The organism is Paenibacillus sp. CFBP13512 (genome assembly GCF_005233705.1).
Lineage (GTDB): Bacteria > Bacillota > Bacilli > Paenibacillales > Paenibacillaceae > Saccharibacillus > Saccharibacillus nuruki.
On the sequence record NZ_QGAD01000004.1, the window covers coordinates 110724 to 132186 of the forward strand.

Annotated in this window: 20 protein-coding genes; 13 read left to right on the forward strand and 7 right to left on the reverse strand. The window is 40.4% G+C overall.

Annotated features, from left to right (window positions below; translation table 11 throughout):
* Nucleotides 1-29: 29 nt before the first annotated feature.
* The 5 genes from PaeCFBP13512_RS07045 to PaeCFBP13512_RS07065 form a co-directional block, all read right to left on the reverse strand.
* The gene (locus PaeCFBP13512_RS07045) at nucleotides 30-1640 is read right to left on the reverse strand and encodes an alpha/beta hydrolase (protein WP_137222153.1); all 1611 of its coding nucleotides are present in this window, start codon (nucleotides 1638-1640) and stop codon (nucleotides 30-32) included.
* 41 nt (nucleotides 1641-1681) lie between these two features.
* Nucleotides 1682-2707, reverse strand: coding sequence for a FecCD family ABC transporter permease (locus PaeCFBP13512_RS07050; protein ID WP_137222155.1), 1026 nt, complete (start codon nucleotides 2705-2707; stop codon nucleotides 1682-1684).
* Nucleotides 2700-3707, reverse strand: coding sequence for a FecCD family ABC transporter permease (locus PaeCFBP13512_RS07055; RefSeq protein ID WP_137222157.1), 1008 nt, complete (start codon nucleotides 3705-3707; stop codon nucleotides 2700-2702). Before PaeCFBP13512_RS07055 ends, PaeCFBP13512_RS07050 begins: the two co-directional genes overlap by 8 nt.
* 18 nt (nucleotides 3708-3725) lie before the next feature.
* Nucleotides 3726-4706: an ABC transporter substrate-binding protein gene (locus PaeCFBP13512_RS07060; protein ID WP_137222500.1), complete on the reverse strand. Its 981-nt coding sequence runs from the start codon at nucleotides 4704-4706 to the stop codon at nucleotides 3726-3728.
* An 86-nt stretch (nucleotides 4707-4792) separates the two neighbouring features.
* Nucleotides 4793-6457 carry an AraC family transcriptional regulator gene (locus PaeCFBP13512_RS07065; protein ID WP_161594232.1) on the reverse strand — a complete coding sequence of 555 codons (1665 nt, stop codon included), beginning with the start codon at nucleotides 6455-6457 and terminating at the stop codon, nucleotides 4793-4795.
* 168 nt (nucleotides 6458-6625) lie between these two features.
* On the opposite strand from PaeCFBP13512_RS07065, the gene recQ reads away from it, so the two are divergent.
* From recQ to PaeCFBP13512_RS07085, 4 genes are all read left to right on the forward strand, one after another.
* A complete protein-coding gene (recQ, locus tag PaeCFBP13512_RS07070) occupies nucleotides 6626-8509 on the forward strand; it encodes a DNA helicase RecQ (RefSeq protein WP_137222161.1) in 1884 nt (627 codons plus the stop codon).
* Between the two features lie 164 nt (nucleotides 8510-8673).
* A complete protein-coding gene (locus PaeCFBP13512_RS07075; RefSeq protein ID WP_137222163.1) occupies nucleotides 8674-9498 on the forward strand; it encodes a hypothetical protein in 825 nt (274 codons plus the stop codon).
* A gap of 78 nt (nucleotides 9499-9576) precedes the next feature.
* Nucleotides 9577-10302, forward strand: a complete 726-nt coding sequence (locus tag PaeCFBP13512_RS07080) for a thioesterase II family protein (RefSeq protein WP_161594233.1) — start codon at nucleotides 9577-9579, stop codon at nucleotides 10300-10302.
* On the forward strand, nucleotides 10299-12068 hold the full coding sequence (locus tag PaeCFBP13512_RS07085) for a B12-binding domain-containing radical SAM protein (protein ID WP_137222167.1): 1770 nt from the start codon (nucleotides 10299-10301) through the stop codon (nucleotides 12066-12068). Before PaeCFBP13512_RS07080 ends, PaeCFBP13512_RS07085 begins: the two co-directional genes overlap by 4 nt.
* A gap of 158 nt (nucleotides 12069-12226) precedes the next feature.
* On the opposite strand, the gene PaeCFBP13512_RS07090 is transcribed toward PaeCFBP13512_RS07085, so the two are convergent.
* Complete coding sequence (locus PaeCFBP13512_RS07090) at nucleotides 12227-12763, reverse strand: hypothetical protein (RefSeq protein ID WP_137222169.1); 537 nt, start codon at nucleotides 12761-12763, stop codon at nucleotides 12227-12229.
* Between the two features lie 129 nt (nucleotides 12764-12892).
* Between PaeCFBP13512_RS07090 and PaeCFBP13512_RS07095 the strand changes: the two genes are divergently transcribed.
* The 4 genes from PaeCFBP13512_RS07095 (at nucleotide 12893) to PaeCFBP13512_RS23570 (ending at nucleotide 15028) form a co-directional block, all read left to right on the forward strand.
* Nucleotides 12893-13363 carry a VOC family protein gene (locus PaeCFBP13512_RS07095; protein WP_137222171.1) on the forward strand — a complete coding sequence of 157 codons (471 nt, stop codon included), beginning with the start codon at nucleotides 12893-12895 and terminating at the stop codon, nucleotides 13361-13363.
* An 8-nt stretch (nucleotides 13364-13371) separates the two neighbouring features.
* Nucleotides 13372-14022 carry a DUF3885 domain-containing protein gene (locus tag PaeCFBP13512_RS07100; RefSeq protein WP_137222173.1) on the forward strand — a complete coding sequence of 217 codons (651 nt, stop codon included), beginning with the start codon at nucleotides 13372-13374 and terminating at the stop codon, nucleotides 14020-14022.
* 14 nt (nucleotides 14023-14036) lie between these two features.
* A complete protein-coding gene (locus tag PaeCFBP13512_RS07105) occupies nucleotides 14037-14831 on the forward strand; it encodes a protein phosphatase 2C domain-containing protein (RefSeq protein ID WP_137222175.1) in 795 nt (264 codons plus the stop codon).
* Between the two features lie 65 nt (nucleotides 14832-14896).
* Complete coding sequence (locus PaeCFBP13512_RS23570; RefSeq protein ID WP_275094484.1) at nucleotides 14897-15028, forward strand: hypothetical protein; 132 nt, start codon at nucleotides 14897-14899, stop codon at nucleotides 15026-15028.
* 172 nt (nucleotides 15029-15200) lie between these two features.
* Here PaeCFBP13512_RS23570 and PaeCFBP13512_RS07110 read toward each other — a convergent pair whose 3' ends face one another.
* The gene (locus tag PaeCFBP13512_RS07110) at nucleotides 15201-16109 is read right to left on the reverse strand and encodes a methyl-accepting chemotaxis protein (protein WP_441343322.1); all 909 of its coding nucleotides are present in this window, start codon (nucleotides 16107-16109) and stop codon (nucleotides 15201-15203) included.
* 317 nt (nucleotides 16110-16426) lie between these two features.
* Between PaeCFBP13512_RS07110 and PaeCFBP13512_RS07115 the strand changes: the two genes are divergently transcribed.
* The 5 genes from PaeCFBP13512_RS07115 (at nucleotide 16427) to PaeCFBP13512_RS07135 (ending at nucleotide 21420) form a co-directional block, all read left to right on the forward strand.
* A complete protein-coding gene (locus tag PaeCFBP13512_RS07115; protein ID WP_137222177.1) occupies nucleotides 16427-17098 on the forward strand; it encodes an HD domain-containing protein in 672 nt (223 codons plus the stop codon).
* 298 nt (nucleotides 17099-17396) lie between these two features.
* Nucleotides 17397-18023 carry a hypothetical protein gene (locus PaeCFBP13512_RS07120; protein WP_137222179.1) on the forward strand — a complete coding sequence of 209 codons (627 nt, stop codon included), beginning with the start codon at nucleotides 17397-17399 and terminating at the stop codon, nucleotides 18021-18023.
* Between the two features lie 30 nt (nucleotides 18024-18053).
* Nucleotides 18054-18491: a DUF7716 domain-containing protein gene (locus PaeCFBP13512_RS07125; RefSeq protein WP_069327225.1), complete on the forward strand. Its 438-nt coding sequence runs from the start codon at nucleotides 18054-18056 to the stop codon at nucleotides 18489-18491.
* A 23-nt stretch (nucleotides 18492-18514) separates the two neighbouring features.
* Nucleotides 18515-20353, forward strand: a complete 1839-nt coding sequence (locus PaeCFBP13512_RS07130) for an HSP90 family protein (protein ID WP_137222181.1) — start codon at nucleotides 18515-18517, stop codon at nucleotides 20351-20353.
* Nucleotides 20350-21420: a hypothetical protein gene (locus PaeCFBP13512_RS07135; RefSeq protein ID WP_137222183.1), complete on the forward strand. Its 1071-nt coding sequence runs from the start codon at nucleotides 20350-20352 to the stop codon at nucleotides 21418-21420. Before PaeCFBP13512_RS07130 ends, PaeCFBP13512_RS07135 begins: the two co-directional genes overlap by 4 nt.
* Nucleotides 21421-21463 lie beyond the last annotated feature (43 nt).

The following is a 21463-nucleotide window of genomic DNA, read 5'->3' on the forward strand; positions in this document are numbered from 1 at the left end:
GGTCTGCTTTCTTTGTATACTATACATATCTAGATATAAAGCTTAACGCCTTCTTGAGCAAACATAAATCGAATCATCGGACTGATCAAAGGATGCAACACGGACATATGCCCTTCACCCTCAAATACGATATGTTTTAGACGAATATCATGTGTGTTTTGGTAAGGCTTTATCTTTTCATAAAATAAGCGAGTATCATCAAGCATACTTTGATGCTCATCTGTTCCTATCGCCAGCATAAGATGGATGTTCACGTTTTGTTCGGCAAAAGTATTCTCCAGTGCAGGCAATAGATCAAATAAAATGCGATCTTTCCACCAGAAGGAAGGGCTTCCTGCAATATACGTCTGGAATAAGGATGGACGTGTGATCAATGTATATAAGGTAAAGAATCCGCCTAATGAATGTCCAAATAATCCCTGATTTTGCGGATTTACTGGATAACGGCGCTGAATCTCAGACATTAATTCTTGTTCAATAAAGTCTAGAAAATCATCGGCTCCTCCATTGCAAGGCCATGGTGTGCCATCCGGTCGTAAGCCAGATTGAATATCAGGTACCGTCAGATCACGAAAGCGACGTTCAGATACAAAAGGTTCATCTGTGACATAACCAATACTGACAATCATGCCTGAGAGTAGTCCGCGTGGGTGACGTGTCTGCAACCGCATCGCTTCTGCAATCGACCCGAAATAAGCATTTCCATCCACCGTATAAAGAACCGCATACCCTTCAGCAGAAGGAGGTTTTACGGGCAGATAGACAAAAATCTGATACTCTAATCCTGTCTGCTTGGAACGCATCACAAAAGTAGTTGTTCCCGGTATAGCGTAGCGATCAGACGGTGTAAGCTGTTGTGCTAGAGCAGTAGCAGAAGAAGCCGAATACATAACAGAATGATCGGAAGATTGAGGAAAAAGAAACTGTAATGCTTTGACAAAATATTGCGTCATAAACATAAGATCATGTGTACCACCGTCCTCAATATCTAACAAAAGGTGCTGATCAGGGAAACGTTTATCTTGCCATAATTGACATACCCGCAGAATATTTTTGACCATCGCTTGTTGCTCATTGTGCTTATAAAATCCTTCACGATTGCCTACAGATATATATAATCTGGACTGTGAAGCAGGCGCAGGTTGTGCTTCGATATAGTCCATTAACCCTTTGTACCAGCAAGAAGGAGAAAGCATACCCAGACGACCGAATACATCAGCTCTCCAGTACGCCGTACACATGGTCACCAATCCTCCCAAAGAACCGCCAATCATCCCGGTAGATTCAGCTTCTGGCAAAGTACGATATCGCTGATCCAAATGAGGCTTGACCTGATCTGCAAGTTCATGGATATAGACCTTACCTTGCCCACCAAAATCAGGGAAGGAGGGCTTTAACGCAGGGGCAACCCATGGCGTATATTCATACGTACGTCGATCTGTATGTACTCCTACTAAAATCAATTCGGTAAGTAATCCTTCGCGAAATAAACGATCTAGATAGTTCTGACAGTTAGCGATCAGTTGACCGCCATCATGCACATACACGACAGGATAATGACGTTCAGACAAATGGTACGAAGGAGGCAAGTATACCGTCACTTTGCGTCCTAGAATATCAAGTTCATCTTTATGTTTCATAGCGTCGTATTCCTTTCTATGATGAATTTATGAAGGTGGTCTTAGACTTTACGCCGCCGACTTAACAACCAGACAAAGTAAGGAGCTCCAATAATAGAAAGCACAATCCCGACAGGCAATTGAGCAGGTGAAAATAACGTCCGTCCGATAAAGTCCGCAATTAATACTAATAATGCTCCGATCACACCACTAAGTGGAAGCGCACGCCGATGAGCCAGTCCAACAAGTTGAGTTGCCATATGCGGAGCAATCAAGCCTACAAAGCCAATACTTCCAGACACAGCCACACCTGAGGCGACAAGCCCTACGCTGATAAACATCAATATCGTTCGCTTTTGACGCAAAGGGATTCCTAGACTTAACAAGGTATGATCACCCAGACGCATCACATCCAGTAGACGTGTCTGATACAGTAACCATGGAAGCAATATCATCATCCAGGGAAGTAGAGAGATCACAAATAACCAATTGGCAGAGTTCAGACTACCTGATAACCATGAAGCCGCTTTTTCAAAATCTTGCGGGTCCATTTTGAGTGAAGCATATAAAGTAATCGCCGAGAATCCAGTGGTGATCGCTATGCCGACCAGAATAAGTCGTTGCGGATTTAACCCATTTTGATCTTTGGCTAGCAAAAAGATAAGCAGTGCAGACAAAAGACCGCCTGCAATCCCGAATAAAGGCATAAGCATAATCGCTAGATTGCCTGTCAGATCAATCTGATCGCGAAGCAAAAACATAAATAGCACAATAAACATGCCGGCTCCTGCATTAATACCTAGAATCCCCGGATCAGCCAGTGGATTACGAGTTAGACTTTGAACAACCGTACCTGCGATACCCAGCGAGATACCGATCAACAACCCTAATACAATACGAGGCAAGCGAAATTGAAAAATGACTACGGTATAAGAAGGATCGTTTGATGTATGAAACAAAGTCGATATAACATCGATCAGTGAGAGTTTCATTTCACCATACGTTAGCCCGATACAGATCATAAGCAAGATCGCTATTATACCTACACCCATTAGGATGAGATACCGTTTTTGAGCGAACTTATCCATGGCTTTTTCCTCCTTTGCGACGAATCAAATACAGGAAAAAAGGAACACCGAACAAAGCGGTGATCACACCAATCGGTGTCTCAAATGGATAATTCACAAATCGAGATAAAATATCACAACAAGCAAGAAAAATACCTCCAAGAACGCCGGATAGTGGAATAATACGTCGATAATCAGTACCGCCGATCATTTTAGCGATATGAGGAACGATTAGTCCGATAAATGCAATTTTTCCAGCTAAAGCGACAGAGATACCAGATAGCAAAGCAACAGCGATAAAAGCAGCAAATTTAACGAGTTTGACCCGTTGCCCGAGACCTTTAGAGATCTCATCACCCAGCGATAGTGCCGAAATTGAGCGAGCGAGTAACAGAATGATAACGAAACCTACGATAGCAAATGGAATCGACAACTGAATCAGTTCAGGATCAATCTGATACAAGCGAGCGTTATACCAATAACTGATTCGTTGAGCCACATGAAAGTACATTGCTATCGCATCAGCCAATCCATTCAAAAACATACCGGTCAATGTTCCAAGAATCGCGAGTACAATTGGTGATTGTGCGCCTGGAATCAATGAGGACATCCCGAATACCAGCAACATACCAAAGGCTGAACCCAGCATAGATACGACAATCAGACTGCTTCCATGCACAGAAGGAGCAAAGATCATACATAATGTAATCGCAAATACAGACCCATCAAGTACACCGAGTAACGATGGGGAAGCCAGATCATTACGAGTAATACCCTGCATAACCGCTCCAGACATCGCTAGAAAAGCCCCGATCAATAGTGCACCGATGGCTCGAGGTAATCGAGAATGACGTATAATCTGATGATCTACATTACCAGCATCGAAATGAAATATAGCATTCCAGACATCCAGTGATGAGATATTTTTGGCTCCATATAGAACAGATAAGATCATCATTAAAATAGTAACTACCGGAGCAAGTGTGAAAATCACTGCCGGTAGTTTGTTTATTTTATACATATTAGATTCATTACTTTCTTATTTGGATTGTAACTTGTCGACAAATGCTTGCAGAAATTGAATTTTGCTATAGGCAGTTCCACCTTGAGCCAGTGGATCGACTACATTGACAAATACATTGCCATCTTTAACCGCTTGAATACTTTGGAAAATCGGGTTATTCTGCAAATCTTCCAGTGCGCCTGTAGCATCTGGATTCTCGTCTTCAGAGAATTGGATAAACAATACATCTGGATTCATCTGAGCAAATTGTTCGATCGATATCGCTTCTTGTGATTGTGCAGATGAAACTTCAGTTGGAATAGCCAATCCTAGATCACTGTACAATACAGGATTAAAATACAAGTCAGGGCCATACAAGCAGACCGATCCTTCACGGATACGAACGAGCAAGACTTGCTTATCTTGTAGTGTAGGTTGTAAGGATGTTTTAGCCTTTTCTAAGTTGGCTTTGTATTCATTAATTTCTTGAGTAGCTTGTTGTTGCTTGCCACTAATGTCACCCAAAAGATTCAAGTTCGCTTCCCAATTGGTAGCGACATGCGAATATGGAATAGTCGGTGCGATCTGTTTTAATTTTTCCAGTACCGCAGGATCGAATTTGGTCGTTCCCAGAATAATATCTGGTTTGAGTGACAAAATCTTTTCAAAGTTAGGATCAACTTTTTCACCTATCGATTCAGCTTGATCTGTAATCGAAGCGAATAAAGGCGGGAATTTTCCAGAAATAGAAATAGCCCCAACTGGATGAATATCAAGTAAAATCGAATCTTCCATCGCTTCCAAAGAACCTGTAATCACTATTCGTTTGGCTTGGGCTGGAATCGTATATGACTGATTCAGATACGTTATCGTTCGTGTAGCTGTAGAAGTGGCATCGGTAGAAGCTGTTGTAGCGTTCGCTCCTGCTGGTGTTGCTGTGGTGTTGGCACTATTGCCACATGCGGCCAATAACACAAACATGACCATCATAAGTATAGATATAGATATTTTTTTCATCATAATAGTATAACTCCCCTCGTTATCAGTGAGAAAGATTCTCAATAGCTATGATAGAGGTTATGTTTCTTCTTTTCCATAGACAATTAGCGGATCGTACATGGACTTTTGGCGGACAGATACTGGATCAGTTCTTCACGTATTCTGGTTAAAGCTATCGGAGAATATTCACGCCATGGACTGGAACTTAGAATATGCAATCGATGTTGACGAACAGCAGGAAGATCCAGCCATCGGGAAGATTGACGTAACCGATGCCAGTGTTCTAAGGTCTCCGAGTCTTGACGAATTAAAATACAGATGTGTTCTACATCGCTTGCTTGTAGCTGTTCCCATGTCACTAAGTCGTCTTCATTATTGTCTGTAGGTGCATCTTGAGGACGCTGTACCCCCAATTCGTGATAAACATAATCTAATAATCCTGCTGAACCTAGACTGTATAACTGCTCACGAAGCATACGAACAAATAGCACAGAAGGTCTGGAACCATCTGAACGTGTGAGTAAAGAGCGGGCATGAGCCGTACGCTGATCGAAGGTATGAATCCATTGCTTTGCTTCTGTATGCATATCGAATAGATCAGCTAGTTCATACAATCCTGTTCGCCATGATCCTTGTTGTTCTTGAGGCAATGTTATCACTTTGGCATATTGACTTAACCGATGATATTCCCATGGTTGAATAGCATGGGAGCATAGTATCCAATCAGGGTTCACTTCTTCGATTCGCCTCATTACAGCATGATCCTGCGGATCTGCATGACCATATTCCAGATGATAAGGGATATCTGCACCATATCGTTCTAAATAATAGCCTGACCATTTCGGATGTAAAGGTGCGGCATACGGCACAATATCAAGTGGCAACAAGTACCCAAGTGTAGAAACACAAGCATAAGCGGCTACTTTTTGCTTCCGCTTGTTTATGTATTGTGAAGGAGAGACTCCGGTTTCTTTTTTAAATACACGGCTAAAATAAAACTCATCTCGATAACCAACTTCATGAGCGATATCTTTGAGCTTGTAACCTGAACGAAGCATAAGTTGTTTGGCTTTCGTAAGCCGAATTTCTGTTATATAGTCATGCGCACTTTGCCCGTATGTTTTTTTGAAAACATCAGAGAAATGCTTGGCACTCAATCCAGCGATCTGACTTAATTGTTCCAAAGTCAGCGTCTGTTCAGGATGTTCTGCTATATAGTTGCGAGCACGTACCAGCCCATCTTCAGGTTGTGAGTGATACACTGGATTGGCATGGACCGCCGTCACCATTTCAAATAGCAATTCAGTCGCATCGATCTGTGCTCGCCAGCGATGTAACGCATGAGTCGAACGAAAAGCAGAGCAGATCTGCTGACATTTCGCACTAGCATATAGAAATGTAGCTTCTTCGGGTAAAGAAAGAGATTGTATATCACGAGCTGATAGTAATTGCTTCGCATCGTCTGGATGTGGAAAATACAGTTCGATATGGAGCATGGCTACATGTGTATGGAGATGTTCTGAAGATAAAGCAAATGTACTTCCAGCATGACAGATATAGACGGTATCTTGTCTCATAGGATAAGGATGATTTTCACGTTTCAACACACATTCTCCTTCAATCAGCACAAGAATGGTGAGATGTGTCGCCATAATCTGTGTCAAAGCTAATGAAGAATGAGGCTGTATATGATGAATATCTGCATGATGCAGTTGTAATAGATAAGGATGTGGTGGAGCTGTTAACGATAGTGAATCTGGAAAGTTCAATGTTGATTCTCCTTTACATATGAAAATGATAATCATTATCATGATTATTATATCAGATTGTATAAGTTGCTGAGAATTATCATGAATTCTCTGTTAAAATAGAAGGATAGATTTGAAGCAGAAGAAAGTTATATCATCACTACAGAATCAGGATAAGGAGTTTTGGCAATGAGCGTGCAAGCGCCTGTGATGCAGGAAGCACAGACTTTGTTACAGAAGTATTTTGGATATGAAGACTTTAGAGAAGGTCAACGGAAGATAGTAAATAGTCTGTTACAACGTCAAGATACCCTTGGAATTATGCCAACAGGTGGCGGTAAATCGATCTGTTATCAGATTCCAGCGATGGTCAATGATGGAGTAACACTAGTGATCTCACCGCTGATCTCATTAATGAAAGATCAGGTCGATGCTCTGACAGCAGCAGGGATTCCTGCGGCTTATATTAATAGTACGTTAACAGGTAAAGAAGTGAATGAACGGATTCGTGCTTCACGTCGTGGAGACCTGAAGTTACTATATGTAGCACCTGAGCGATTAGAACTGGATTGGTTCCGTGAAGAAATGAACGGTGTGAATATTACATGTATCGCTGTTGATGAAGCACACTGTGTATCTCAGTGGGGTCATGATTTTCGTACCAGTTATCTTGAAATTTCGCCTTTTGTGAATCAATTGCCACAGCGTCCGATCGTAGCTGCTTTTACAGCAACAGCTACACCGGAAGTACGTGACGATATTTTGCGTTTATTGAGATTAGATGATCCGCAAGTTTTTATCACAGGGCTGGGTCGAGATAATCTAGCAATGGCGGTTATGCGTGGTACACAGCGTCGTGATTTTGTCATTGATTATGCCAAGTCTCATGATAATGAATCCGGTATTATTTATGCAGCTACTCGTAAAGATGTAGATGATCTGTACAGTCGTCTGCTTAGTAGTGGTGTAGCGGCTGGACGTTATCATGCAGGAATGAGCGATGATGAACGGGATCAGAGTCAGGAAGCTTTTATTTATGATGATATTCGTGTGATCGTCGCTACCAATGCATTCGGAATGGGTATTGATAAGTCTAACGTTCGGTATGTTATTCATTATAATATGCCCAAAAATATGGAAGCTTATATTCAAGAAGCCGGTCGTGCTGGTCGTGATGGCGATCCTAGTGAATGTATTTTGCTATTTAGCCCGCAAGATATCATGACACAGAAATTTCTACTCGAACAAAATATGCATGAAGGGGATCGCAAGCATAACGATTATCGCAAAATGCAACAGATGGTGGATTACTGCTATACGACCAAATGTCTGCGTAATGCGATGCTTGATTACTTTCATGAAGAACATTCCGGTGAACCTTGCGGACAATGCAGTTCTTGCCGGGATGCGCGCGAGTTAGTCGATATGACGATAGATGCGCAGAAAATATTCTCGTGTATCCATCGTTTACGTGAGCGATTCGGTGTATCTGTGGTTGCGCAAGTCCTTAAAGGTTCACGCAATAAAAAAGTACTGCAATACCAGTTCGATCAATTGCCCACCCATGGATTAATGTCCCATTTGTCGGAAAAAGAAATCTCAGAACGTATCAATGTACTGGCGGCAGAAGGGTATCTACTCCTAACAGAAGGACAATATCCAGTGGTGAAATTACAACCGATCGCAGCCGAAGTTCTTAAAGGACAGCGTAAAGTGATGCAACGTGCGCCACGTCCAATGGCGGCTTCTGCTTCTAGCAGTTCAAGTTCTAGCCGTAGCCGTACAACAAGCCGTAATAATGATGCTTCAGCAGTGAATGAGACGATCTTCGAGCAATTGCGCCTCATTCGCCGTGAACTGGCATCACGTGAAGGTGTACCGTCTTATATCATTTTCAATGATGCTACTTTACGTGAAATGAGTGTCGTCGAACCACAAAGCGAAGGCGAAATGCTGGAGATTAAAGGTGTCGGTGAAGTGAAATTCCGTAAGTATGGTGAACCATTCCTTGCTTTTTTCCAGAAGGAAAGTTTGGAACTTGATCAAGGGCGTTACGATATGGAAGAATTCTAAATTAAACATCCAACAACCGATACTCTGTCTGGTTCAGTTTCTTTTCACAACGTATATTGAAAAGAGCTTAATCGTAACAAGTATCGGTTTTTTGCTATATATATATGTACTAAAACGACATAATTTAAAATACATCGTAGAATCAATGATTCGGAGGAATAGACATGCCTTTATTTGACAAATATATCGGAATAGATTACTCCGGCGCAGATAAGCCCAGATCCAAAATTAAAGGATTAGCGGTAGTGCAATCCAGTCAAGGATCAGCTGCGTCTTTAGTCTATCCATCTACTGCTCAGCATTCAGCTTCAGACAAAGAACGTTTGTGGTCGAGAGAAGAAGTCTATTTCTGGCTACGGAATCAGCTACTCTCTAGCCAAGAACGAATGATTATTGGGATCGATCATGGGCTATCCTATCCTTTATCTGTGTTGCAACAACTAGAATTGAATCAGTGGGATGATTTTCTCAAATGGAGCAATCAGACATGGCAGACAACCAGACTTACAATGAAGCAAAGTAAAGACCAAGCTCATTACACCAATTCGACCGCTAAGCGATTAGTTGAACGCGAATTTGTACCTTCTACCAAAAGTGTCGTCGATCTGGATCGGGTCTCAGGGATGCAAGGTGCAGTCTCTTATTCCACCCATACTGGATTACCATGGATCTATCGGCTACGATACTGGCAAAAAAGACATGGAATGAACATCCACTTCTGGCCATTTAATGGTAAAATAATACCGGAACACCATCATGTGATCGTCGAAGGCTATCCATCGTTATATAAAAGAAGAATGATAACAGAACCTCATCTATTCAATGTTTCGACTTACAGTGAACATGAACGGGATGCTTATTATATTGCAGAGTGGATGCGCGAACGTGATCAAGAAGATACGTTAGCACCTTATCTTGCATTGCCTACATTAAGCCCAGCAGAGGATCAACTAAGTCTATTAGAAGGATGGGTACTGGGCTGCTTATAGCAGATGTGATCTACATTCAACATCAGTATGCCAACTCACTGCATCGCGATATCCAAACAACCTTATGGAGGTATACACATGAATAATGCAATTCGTTTATTTACGTTAGCTTATGCAGGTGGCAACGCCTATATTTATAATTCATGGAAAAAGTCATTGCAACCGCAGATTGAATTGATCCCGATAGAACTTCCCGGTCATGGAGCACGAATATCTGAGCCTTTAGTTAGCGATACACAAAGTATCGTGAATGATATCTGGCAACATATACAACCTTATTTTCAAGACCATCGTCCATTTGCCTTTTTCGGGCATAGTATGGGCAGTATTCTTGCTTTTGAAATGATACATAAAGTGTATACCGAAACAGGACGTTATCCGGTAACAAGTCTATTTTCAGGCAGAGTTGCTCCCCATATCCGTAGTGAAAAACAATGGAGTAAGCTACCCGATCAAGCGTTTATTGAAAAAGTCATTACCCTCGGCGGAATACCGGATGTTATACTGGAACATAAGGAATTATTGGAGATGATTATTCCTGTATTGCGTGCAGATTTTAGCCTTGTAGAGCAATATCGCTATGACAGGCAGTATAAAGTATTTCCATTTCCGATCATAGTGTTGACCGGGAAACAGGATCAAATGACAACGATAGATATCGAAGCATGGAGTGAGTATTCATCGCTTGATGCGACATTTAAATCTTATGATGGTGGACATTTCTTTATTAATACTTGCGCAGAACAGGTGCTTGCCGATATCCGAATGATTTTGTTAGAGCATGAGAGGAGCTTATCGCTATGAAAGTCGTATTATCCACATTGAACGCCAAGTATATCCATACATCACTGGCGATTCGTTGTCTCAAAGCCTTTAGTGAGAAGGACTTTGATATTGAACTTGCTGAATTTACAATCAAAGATCCAGTGATGAATATTGTATCTGATTTATTTCAACGTAAGCCTGATGTAATCGGATTCTCTTGTTACATCTGGAATATTGAAGAAACGATTAAAGTGATCGATATTCTCAAAAAAGTAATGCCAGAAGTGAAGATTGTGCTCGGTGGTCCCGAAGTGTCTTATGATACTGAATACTGGATGAAGCGTGTGAACAATATCGACTTTATCGTAATTGGTGAAGGCGAAGAAACGTTCCATCATTTACTGCAAGAGATCGAAGGCGCAGGCAAGTATCACTTTGTCTATGGAGTTGCTTATCGTAAAGGTGAAGAACTGATTATGATGCCCGGTCGTCCGAAGCTTGATCTGAATGAATTGCCTTCCCCGTACCGCTTTGTCGAAGATGTACCTGAACTTGCGAAGCGTGTTGTTTATTTTGAAACGAGTCGTGGGTGTCCATTTAGCTGTCAATTTTGTTTATCGAGTATTGAAGTGGGTGTACGGTACTTTGATATCGAACGTACCAAAAGCGATATTCTGTACTTGATCGAACAAGGAGCCAAATTAATCAAGTTCGTCGATCGTACCTTTAATATTAAGCGTGACTATGCGATGGAAATGTTTGAGTTCTTAATTGCTAATCATAATGGATGTACCTTCCAATTTGAAATTACCGCAGATATTATGCGTCCAGAAGTGTTGGATTATCTGGCAGAACATGCACCTCCAGGTGTATTCCGCTTTGAGATTGGTGTGCAATCGACCAATGATCCAACCAACGAATTGGTGAAGCGTCGTCAGAACTTTACCAAGCTCAGTCGTACCGTAACGAAGATCAAAGAGTCAGGTAATATCGATCAGCATCTGGATTTAATCGCAGGATTGCCACTCGAAGATTACGATACATTCCGCAAAACATTTAACGATGTGTTTGCATTAGGTCCGGAAGAATTGCAATTAGGATTCCTCAAAATGTTACGGGGAACAGGGCTTCGGATCGATGCCGAGAAATATCAGTACACGTACATGGATCATGCACCGTATGAGATTTTGAGTAGCGATAAGCTGACGTTTGACGATATCGTGCGCTTGAAGCGTCTGGAAGATGTGTTAGAGAAGTACTGGAATGCACATCGGATGGATTATACGCTGAACTATCTGCTATATAACGAATTCCAGTCGCCATTCGACTTTTTCCAAGAGTTCGGGAATTACTGGGAAGCACAAGGCTGGCAAAAGATCGGTCATCAGCTGGAAGATTTATTTACCCATTTACAAGCATTCTTAATGGATCGTCAGACCCCGCGGATGGATGTTGTACTGGGACTGATGAAGTTAGACTACTTCCTTAATCACAAATACAAACCACGCAAAATCTGGTGGGACTTTACGATGAACAAAGACCAGATGTCTAGCCATATCAGACATGCGATTCAACAACCGGAAGACTTTTCAACCGAGTTTGTCGAATTGAAATTGAATGACAAAGAACTTCACAAGCATACAGTCATGGAAGAATTACCATTCCGTCTGGATAAAATTCTTGCTGGCGAACCGTTATCAGCTAGCGAAGGACGCAGTCTGTTACTGGTAGCGTATCAACAGAATGAACAGCAAAAACCAATATTCTTCACCACTGCTTTATCGCCTAAAGGGGCAGCAATGTAAGATATAGTAGTCCAATATTCATCTTAATAAGATAATAAAAGGATGCTCGTGTATCAATGACACGTAGCATCTTTTTATTATTTTTGATCGTACATATCGTTATCAATAATAAAAAACCACCCGTAAGGATGGTTTAGCCATAGATGTATTGAAAGCGATTACTCCGGTTCGACTCCTGCCACTACCCAACGCTTGCTATACTTTTCCATCCGTGGATGTAGTGTTTTGGGTTGTTCGGTCAAAACGATTTTGAGTTTGCTGATCCATTCTTCAAATGAAGAAAACGATGCAAATAAGTTCGCCATCTCAGGAGTCATCAGTAGAAAATAAGGCGATTGATAGTGATCGACTAATGTACGTAATGCCGCTTCGATCGGGGTGTACTTTTTACGTTTACCGTCCCAATTTTCAACCGTAATACTTTTACGACCAGTTTCTCTTTTCCAGGCATGAAGCCGATCTTCACGTTTGTAATAAGCGGATACCGGTTCTTTGGACATGCGTTTAACCGTCAGTTCATGCAGTGGATAGAGCACCAAGCGTGTGAACTGCATATGATCCATCGTGCGTAGTGCCAGATTGAGATCGTCATCTGTTGTATGTTCAAACGAGTCGTAGTAGATTAGCGTGCCTTTGCTTTTTTCAATCACAGGTTCTTGTCCATAAGGTACAGTGGTATATGAATTGGATTTCATCAAAATGCCCCCTCATCGTAAACGGATATATTTGTATATAACCCTATTTTGTGAAATTAGACAAGTTTTAATATTGAGGTAGAATGGTAGATAGAAGTTGAATATCACCTATATGAATGGAGGATTATCATGATTAAAGGATTGTACGAAGCCTTGTTACCTGTCAAAGATATGAATAGATCGCTCGCTTTTTATGAAAAGTTAGGGCTAGAAATCGCTCATCATGGCGAAAGTTTGAGTTTTGTATGGATCGAAAAAGGGGTCAGTTGGTTAGGCTTATGGGAAGGTGAACAGGTCAATACTCCATATCATCCTTCTTTGCGTCATATTGCATTTCGCGTCGATTATGAAGATATCAAGCAAGCCAAAGAATGGTTAGAAGCCAAAGGAATCGCTGTACGTGAAGTATTTGGTTTTCAACCGATTGCGCCGATTGTATTACCGAATAGACCTCAAGCGCATACCGCTATTTATTTCGATGATCCTGATGGCAACTTATTAGAATTTATCTGTCCTATCGAATTAGACACATCGGATCAAGAACAGATGATGTATTTGCATGAATGGGAAGAATTGCAGTCCAAGCGCGGTAAAGAGTGAGCGCATTTATGAATCATGATTTTAATCAATGGTTAGAGCAGACTTTTCCGCAAATGAAGTTAGAAGTGCCTTTGTTTTATAACTTTCCTTTAGGATTACGGTTTGAATTAGGAGTACCTTATCGGGGGATTGATGATCCGACTTATTTTGAACAACTTGAGCAGCGTGCTATCTCTTTATTTGAAGCTGTATTTGCTGAAAGTGAACAAGTATGTGTAATGACTTTTACCTATCAGACTGCATTATCGGATATTGAGCATATTGAGCGCAATGAAGTTCAGGTGTTAGAAAATTATCTACAACCAGAATATGTTTCACAGGTTAGTATTCACTCTGAACAACCTGATTATGATGAAGATACAGCAGAATTAATGGGATATATTCAAAGTAAATATGTATGGTGTACGATTGGTGATCTTGATTATGCAGGTATTTTGAAAGCAATTGGTTATACTGATTTTCCAGAGCGAGAAGCTTCTTTAGTAGAAAGAGTATTTTTTATAGAACCCAAGCACCAAATCATTTTCCATATGTACGATGATCGTGGATTGGATATTGTAGGTATGCAACAAGAGTCATTACAGCGCTTGTATCACCAATATTATGATTGGCTTTTACCTTATGATTTGGAAAAGATGAATCAGGTTTTTGGTATATAAAAAAGGAGGTATTTATGAGCTATACATGGATCGGAAGTGAGCGAACTTTTTTAGATACGCCAACGACGATAGAGCAACAAGGGATACATATAGGATGGTACGGTGGCCACACAGAAGCAGGGGCGAATAAAAATGAAGATGGTTTATTCATCATGCAAAGTGAAGATGGTTCTGTCAAATTAGCTGTTCTGCTAGATGCTCATCAGACAGCAACCAGTGCAGCATTGATTGTACAGACATTGCAACAGGATGAAGCTAAACTTCAATTGATATTAGAGCATCCTGATGTATTAGACGTATTTGAAAAGTATATTGTGGACTTGTTCTCAAGTGTTGCATTTCGCCAAGCTTGTCAGCAGGTCACCGGAGAAACGTCTTGTCTAATTGTTTTGCAAAAAGAATCGTATCTATGGTGGTTCTCGGTAGGCGATTGTATAGCGTATTTGCTTCATCCCGATCTAGCTCACTGGGGACAGTATGGTCTTAATCAACGGCAATTCTACGAATGGATCGGACAGGTCAATACGTTCGATCTGGAAGTTCCTTGTTACACGATTGGCAAAAGACAACTGCGAGCAGGGCATAATATTATCGTCTTAATGACTGACGGTGTATTCGATACGCCTGATCAGTATTTTCAACGTCCTGAACATCTGTATCAAGCATTGGTCAATGATGATAAGCTCAAGCCGAATATGCAGTCGATCTTAGACCATATTCATACCCAACGCGGAAAAGATAGCGCCACCATCATAAGCTGGGAGTATAGCAATTCTCAAGCTCCACAGATGCCATCAGATATGCCCTAAATGAAGATAAGATTCAGTGATTACTACATTCTCAACTATACTAGCGAGCAAGAATGGAGATTGTGATGAACAAACGAGCAGCGGGAATTGTGTATCTATATCAAGCAGAAGTAGAAGACAATGAGCGTAAACGTCAGCTAATGACTGTTAAGAAACAGCAGAAAATCGAAGAAGAACCACAGCAAAATCCGAATTAAGTATAGTTTGAATCTTAGAGTGAGGTGGAGTACTTGCTGTTTGGTTATAAAATGAAAGACCGTTGCTATAATTGAACGGTCTTTTTAACGTGAGCTATATTATTTTGTACAAAATGATTTTAAATTAGACCAGAAAAAGCCATCCTTATACTGCCAAGGGCTTGTACTCTTATTAAATGATGACAGATACTTCGCGTGCTTGAATATCTAATTCTTGCGCAGCTGACGAAATTTTAGTGAAGTCACTCATCGCTACTTGAATCTGTTGTTGGCTTTGTTCTACAGTTGATTGTGCTTCATTTGTGCCTTTAGCGATTTTCTCAATCTCTTGAGTAATTGAATCTACACTATCACGTACTTCAATAATTGATTTTTCAACCATGGTTGATAACTTACGAACTTCTTTGGCAACCACATCGAATCCACGTCCAAATTCACCAGCATGAGCCGCTTCAATCGCTGCATTGAGCGCAAGTAAATGAGTCTGAGAAGAAATCTCACGAATCGTCTGTACAACTCCTTGAATCGATTGTGCTTGTTGTTGAAGATTAACGAGTGTATGTTTATTTTCAGCAGAGACATCTGCAATTTTGTTGATACTTTGTAGCAGTTCTTGACTACGTTGAATCCCTTTATTCGCACGTTCGCTCATACTATCCGCCATATGTTGCAGTTCAGTCACTACATGAGTCATATGATTTTGTCTTTGAGTGATATTAGTAGCAATCTTGGAGACCCCGATCACTTTCCGGGTACTATCTTCAAAAATAGGCATATACGTAGCTTCTAGCCAGATCGGCTGACCTTGAGCATCCATACGCTCGATTTTATTTTGAAAACTTTCTCCAGACAACAGGCTTTTCCAAAACAATTCGTACTGTGGACTATTTGCAAATGCAGGAAAACAAAATCTTTGATGCTCCATACCTTGCATTTCTTCGCGTGTATATCCCATCGTCCGCGCAAAAATATCATTTACATAAGCTACACGTCGATGAACATCAAACCGAATAATAGCAAGGTTATTTTCCAAAGCTTTGACGACTAAAGTATCCATTGTTTCTTGATTGTAATTTTGCACAAGTAACTCCCTCTCACAAATAAAATCATCCAATTCAGCTATTCTTTTTTTTAAAAGTAGATACGATTATAAGTAGGTATTATTTTTGGATAGAGGTAAAAAATTTATATTTATTATAATATCGACCGTTTCTAAATGTTTAATGAGCATTTAAATCATATATTTCATTAAAAGAATGACATATCGTTTGATTTGGAGGAATTATTGGAGCAAGATAAAATAGTGTAGTGATATACAGTTTATATAAAGTCATGTATACTTCATTCTCGGTCAAGTCATCTTTATTATCTAGATAGCGAAAGGACGTTACATATATAATGACAACAGCAGATCAGAATCAACAAGCACAAGAGCAAATCATTCAGGACACAGCACAATTTGTGCAATCTGTTCTTGGTGAAGATACCAGTGGTCATGATTGGTGGCATATCCATAGGGTGGTACAAATGACAGAACGGATTACAGCGGCTGAAGGAGCTAATCGATTCATTACAGTAATGGCGGCTTTACTTCATGATGTAGCTGATGAGAAGTTAAATGATTCCAAAGAAGCAGGTATGCGTAAAGTGACCGACTGGTTAGAGACTCAACCAATCGATGAACAAGATACAGAACATATTGTGGATATTATTGCTACGATGTCTTACAACGGAGGAAATAATCCTCCTGTGCGTACACTGGAAGGACAGATTGTACAAGATGCGGATCGCTTGGATGCGATTGGAGCGATGTCTATTGCGCGTGTCTTTGTGTATTCAGGGCATACGGGTCGTCCGATTCATGATCCAGCTATTCCGGTACGTACATCCATGACACCTGAACAATATCGCAATGAGAAGAGTACAGCGATCAATCATTTTCATGAAAAATTACTCAAATTAAAAGATAAGATCAATACGCCTGCTGCCCGTATTATAGCCGAAGAGCGTCACCGCTATATGCAAGAGTATGTAGATCGTTTTTATAAAGAATGGAATGGCGAAATCTAAATGTAGACATCCTATACAAAGACTTGTGCAAAGAGAATAACCTTTCACAGGTCTTTTTGTATACACAACGATATAGGCAAAAGATCATGTACACTACTGATGTCGCTCGGTTGTTCTGTTCTTTATGAAACGGTATACTGGAAAGTAAGATCTTACCGAAAATTGATATTAAATTCTATGTGTATTTACTGAAGTGCTACTTTGTTACAATACCTACTTCTAGCTGATATTATTCTTGGGAGATGGATAGTTAAAGAGATCAATCTACAAGAAATACTACACCAAGGAGAGATGCAACATGAAACGTTTTTTTGATGAATTAGGAGAACCATATAGTTTCTGGTATTCATTACATCATGGCAAACCTGTACTGGTAGAGTGCCCCAAATGTGCAGGCCCTGCCTCTATCACCGATAATGAATCAATCGAAATGCAATGTTCTCATTGTTTTTATAGTCAAACGTATCAAATAGACTATGATTATACAGCAAGCGGTGTATGTACCTTTTGTGAGCGCTGGTTTAATGAGTCAGTCACAGATAAAGGACAGCATCATCATAAAAATGTACATATTCGCTGTCCGTATTGTCAGACCACTAATCAAGTACCTCTCAACAAGAAAACATCCAACCGATATTCTTTGGGATTTGAGATTAGAGATGGGAAAGATCCATTGTTTCAACTGAACCTATATTTGCTGACCCATTATCGGGGCAAATTAATCTGGGCACTCAATCATGAACATTTAAATTATCTGATTGATTATATTTCGGCTGATCTACGGGTTAAGCCTTCTCTGTATATTAAGCGTCATGCGTCTTATCGATTACCCAAGTATATGAAAGACGCTAAAAATAGAGATGGAATCGTCAAAGCGTTACACAAGTTACAGCATAAGTACGAACATACCCATAGTATGGTGTGATGCTATTTGCCCAAAGAGGAGGAATATTCTATGAATCCACATCAACAGCACATCGTTGATTTGCATGAAAAAGGAGAATTACAGCATGCTCAATTTGATCATTTTGTAGAGCTGTTGCCTGTGATGAATAAGATTGAAAATCAATGGTTATATCTCAATGTGAAGAAATGGGAACAGAATCCGCTGGCTACACCTATTTATTATTTTAATGAAGATTGGCTCAATGAATTGGAGTATCAAGGTGGAACCATTACCAACGCTCGTGAGGATATTTTTCCGGATTGGGTAGATGATCATGCGATACAGACATGGTTAGAATTAGCGACGTTTGAAGATATTATTGATATTTTGAGCAATACCGGGCAGACACCAACACCTGAAATGATGGTGATTGCGATTAATTATTATTATGAATACGATGCTTTTCTAGAATATGATGACGTGGTCGCTAGAATGGATAATCATTAATATTATTGAAGGAGTTGTATGGTATGAGTGAATCAGATACATATCGGTTTCAAGTAAATCTTAGTGGAATGATCAATATTTTATCCAATCATTTGTATAGTAATCCCAAAGTGTTTTTACGTGAAGTATTGCAGAATGCAGTTGATGCTGTAACCGCTCGTTCTCAGCAAGATCCTACGTATCAAGGAAGTATCCATCTTGAATTAACCGGTACAGGTGCTGGGTCGACATTGATGATCGAAGACGATGGAATTGGCTTAACTAGAGAAGATGTGCATGAGTTTTTGGCAATGATCGGTCAATCGTCTAAGCGTGGTGGAGCAGATGCGTTTACACAAGAGACCTCATTTATCGGACGATTCGGGATTGGATTGTTATCTTGTTTTATGGTCAGTGATGAGATTGTGATGGTGACTCAATCTGCCAAAGGTGGCAAAGCACTAGAATGGCGTGGTAATCCAGATGGTACATATCATATTCGTGAGTTAGAGACAGAGTTATCTCCAGGAACCAAAGTATATTTACGTTGTAAGCCTGATTGTGAAATGTATTATGAATCGGAGTTGTTACAACAATGGATCTATGATTATGGTGCGCTATTGCCATACCCGATTACATTCCGTGATGAACAGACTCAGCGTATTGTGAACGATCAGCGTCCGTTATGGTTAGATGATCCAGAGCGAGCACGTGGGCATCGTGAAGAAGTATTGCAATTGGGACAACGTTTACTAGGAGAGAAGTTTCAAGATTATATCCCTTTGAAGACTGCTTCTGGACGCACAGGTGGGATTGCGTTTATTTTGCCACACTCGGTCAATCTGAATGTTAAAAAATCCAATCGTGTGTATCTCAAATATATGTTGGTGTCAGAAAAAGCAGAAAACATTTTGCCAGACTGGGCGTTTTTTGTGAAAAGTATCATCTGGACCGATGAGTTACAGCCGACAGCATCTCGTGAACATTTTTATGAAAATGAGAAGCTGGAACAAGTACGTCAGGAGTTAGGAGATAGTATTCGTGCTGAATTGTTACGGATGGCTGAATACGATCCTGATCGACTGCAACGGATTATTCAATTACATGCATTATCGATGAAAGCTCTGGCGGTTGAAGATACATCCTTTTTCCAGATTATCTATCGCTGGTTGCCTTTTGAGACAACATACGGTCGCCGTAAAGTGCATGAATTAATGGCAGATGGACAGAAGATGTATTATACGACAAGTCTGGATGAATATCGTCAGATTACACATGTGGCTTCTGCTCAATCATTGTTAGTGGTCAATGGTGGTTATGTGTATGATGCCGAACTGATTGCTTTACTTCCTGAAGTGTGTGCAGAAGCGCAGACAGAGCGCTTGATTCCAGAAGATGTGTCGCTTGCTTTTACCGATATTACCGCAGATGAACGTAAGCAGTATTATGAAGCTGTTCGCTATGCGGATGTGGCTTTGCAACGATTCCGCTGTCAGATTCAACTTAAACGGTTCAAGCCGGAAGATTTGCCAGCATTATTTACTTTGTCGCAAGAAGCTTCTGATCTGCGCTCGATTGAAACATCCAAATCAGTCAGTCCGCTAGCATTAACTTCGGTCTTGCAGAGCTTAAGTTCTTCGCTACAAGAATCTGCTTATTCGACACTGTATCTGAATATTAACAATTCGGTCGTAGAACGTATTTTCCAAGCCAAAAACGAAAGTATGATCGTTGTGGCTATTGAGATGTTATATGTAAATGCATTAATGATGGGACATTACCCGATGAACAGACAAGAGATGCAAGTATTAAATCAAGGAATTGTTCGCTTTTTGGATTGGGGATTATCGGCGAATAACGATCAAGGAGGACATACGGAATGAATCATCAACCAGAACAGATAAATCCAGATTTTGAAGATATTATGGATCAAGCTTATAGTTTACCAAATGGACGAGCCAAGATTGCTTTATTAGAAGAAGCGATTCGGATTGCAGATAGTCTTGGTGATGTTGAACAGGGCTATAGTGCACGTGAAGAATTAGTAGAAACATGTACTTTTAGCGGTCATCCGATGAAAGCACTGGTTGCATTCTCATGGTTACTTGGACAATTTGATCAACAACCGGATGAATACGATGATTTTACATTATTATGGTCTTACAAATGGATTCTAGATTCGATTGCTTCGTTTCCAGAAATTAACCGGGCACAAATTGAAGAATTGCTAGCTGATATGCGTAGACGTTACGAACAATTCGGATACAGTGAGCGTTCTTATTATTACTATCGCTTTTCACTACTCAAAGATTATGGTGAAGTAGAAGAAGCTCAACAATTTTTGGATAAGACCAAAGCGATGGATCGTGATGAGATGAGCGATTGTGAAGCATGTGAACAACATCAATTTGTAGAGTTTGAAGTGATGAAAGGCAATGACGAGCAGATTATTCGCACAGCTAGACCTATTTTGAGAGGTCGAATGACATGTGGCGAAGTTCCTCATCTGACATTATCGAAAGTGTTAATGCCATTGTATCGTCTGGGCAAATTAGAAGAAGCAGAGAAATATCAAAAACAAGGCTATCGCCTGATCAAAGGCAATCGTGACTTTGTACTTCATTCAGGTGAGCATATGTATTACCTGTTAAATATCGATCTTTTGCAGGCTTTGGAAGTATTTGAACAATGGGTTGGATTATCTTTGGATCATGAGAATCCGCGTGATAAGATGATGTTTAATGCGTATGCGGTTGTCCTGTTCAAGCGTCTGGTTGCTGATGGCAATGTGACATCTGTCAAATTACCAGCTGGCTATCCCTATCCAGAAGAAGCTAATGATTTGCCAGCTATAGCGAGTCGTCTAGAACAAATGGCACTAGAAACAGCAGGGCGATTAGATCAGCGCAATGGTAACAGCTATTATACGACGTTGATTCAGCAATTATAAATCAGGCTATTATTTACAAGTTAGATACATTCGTTCGTATTGC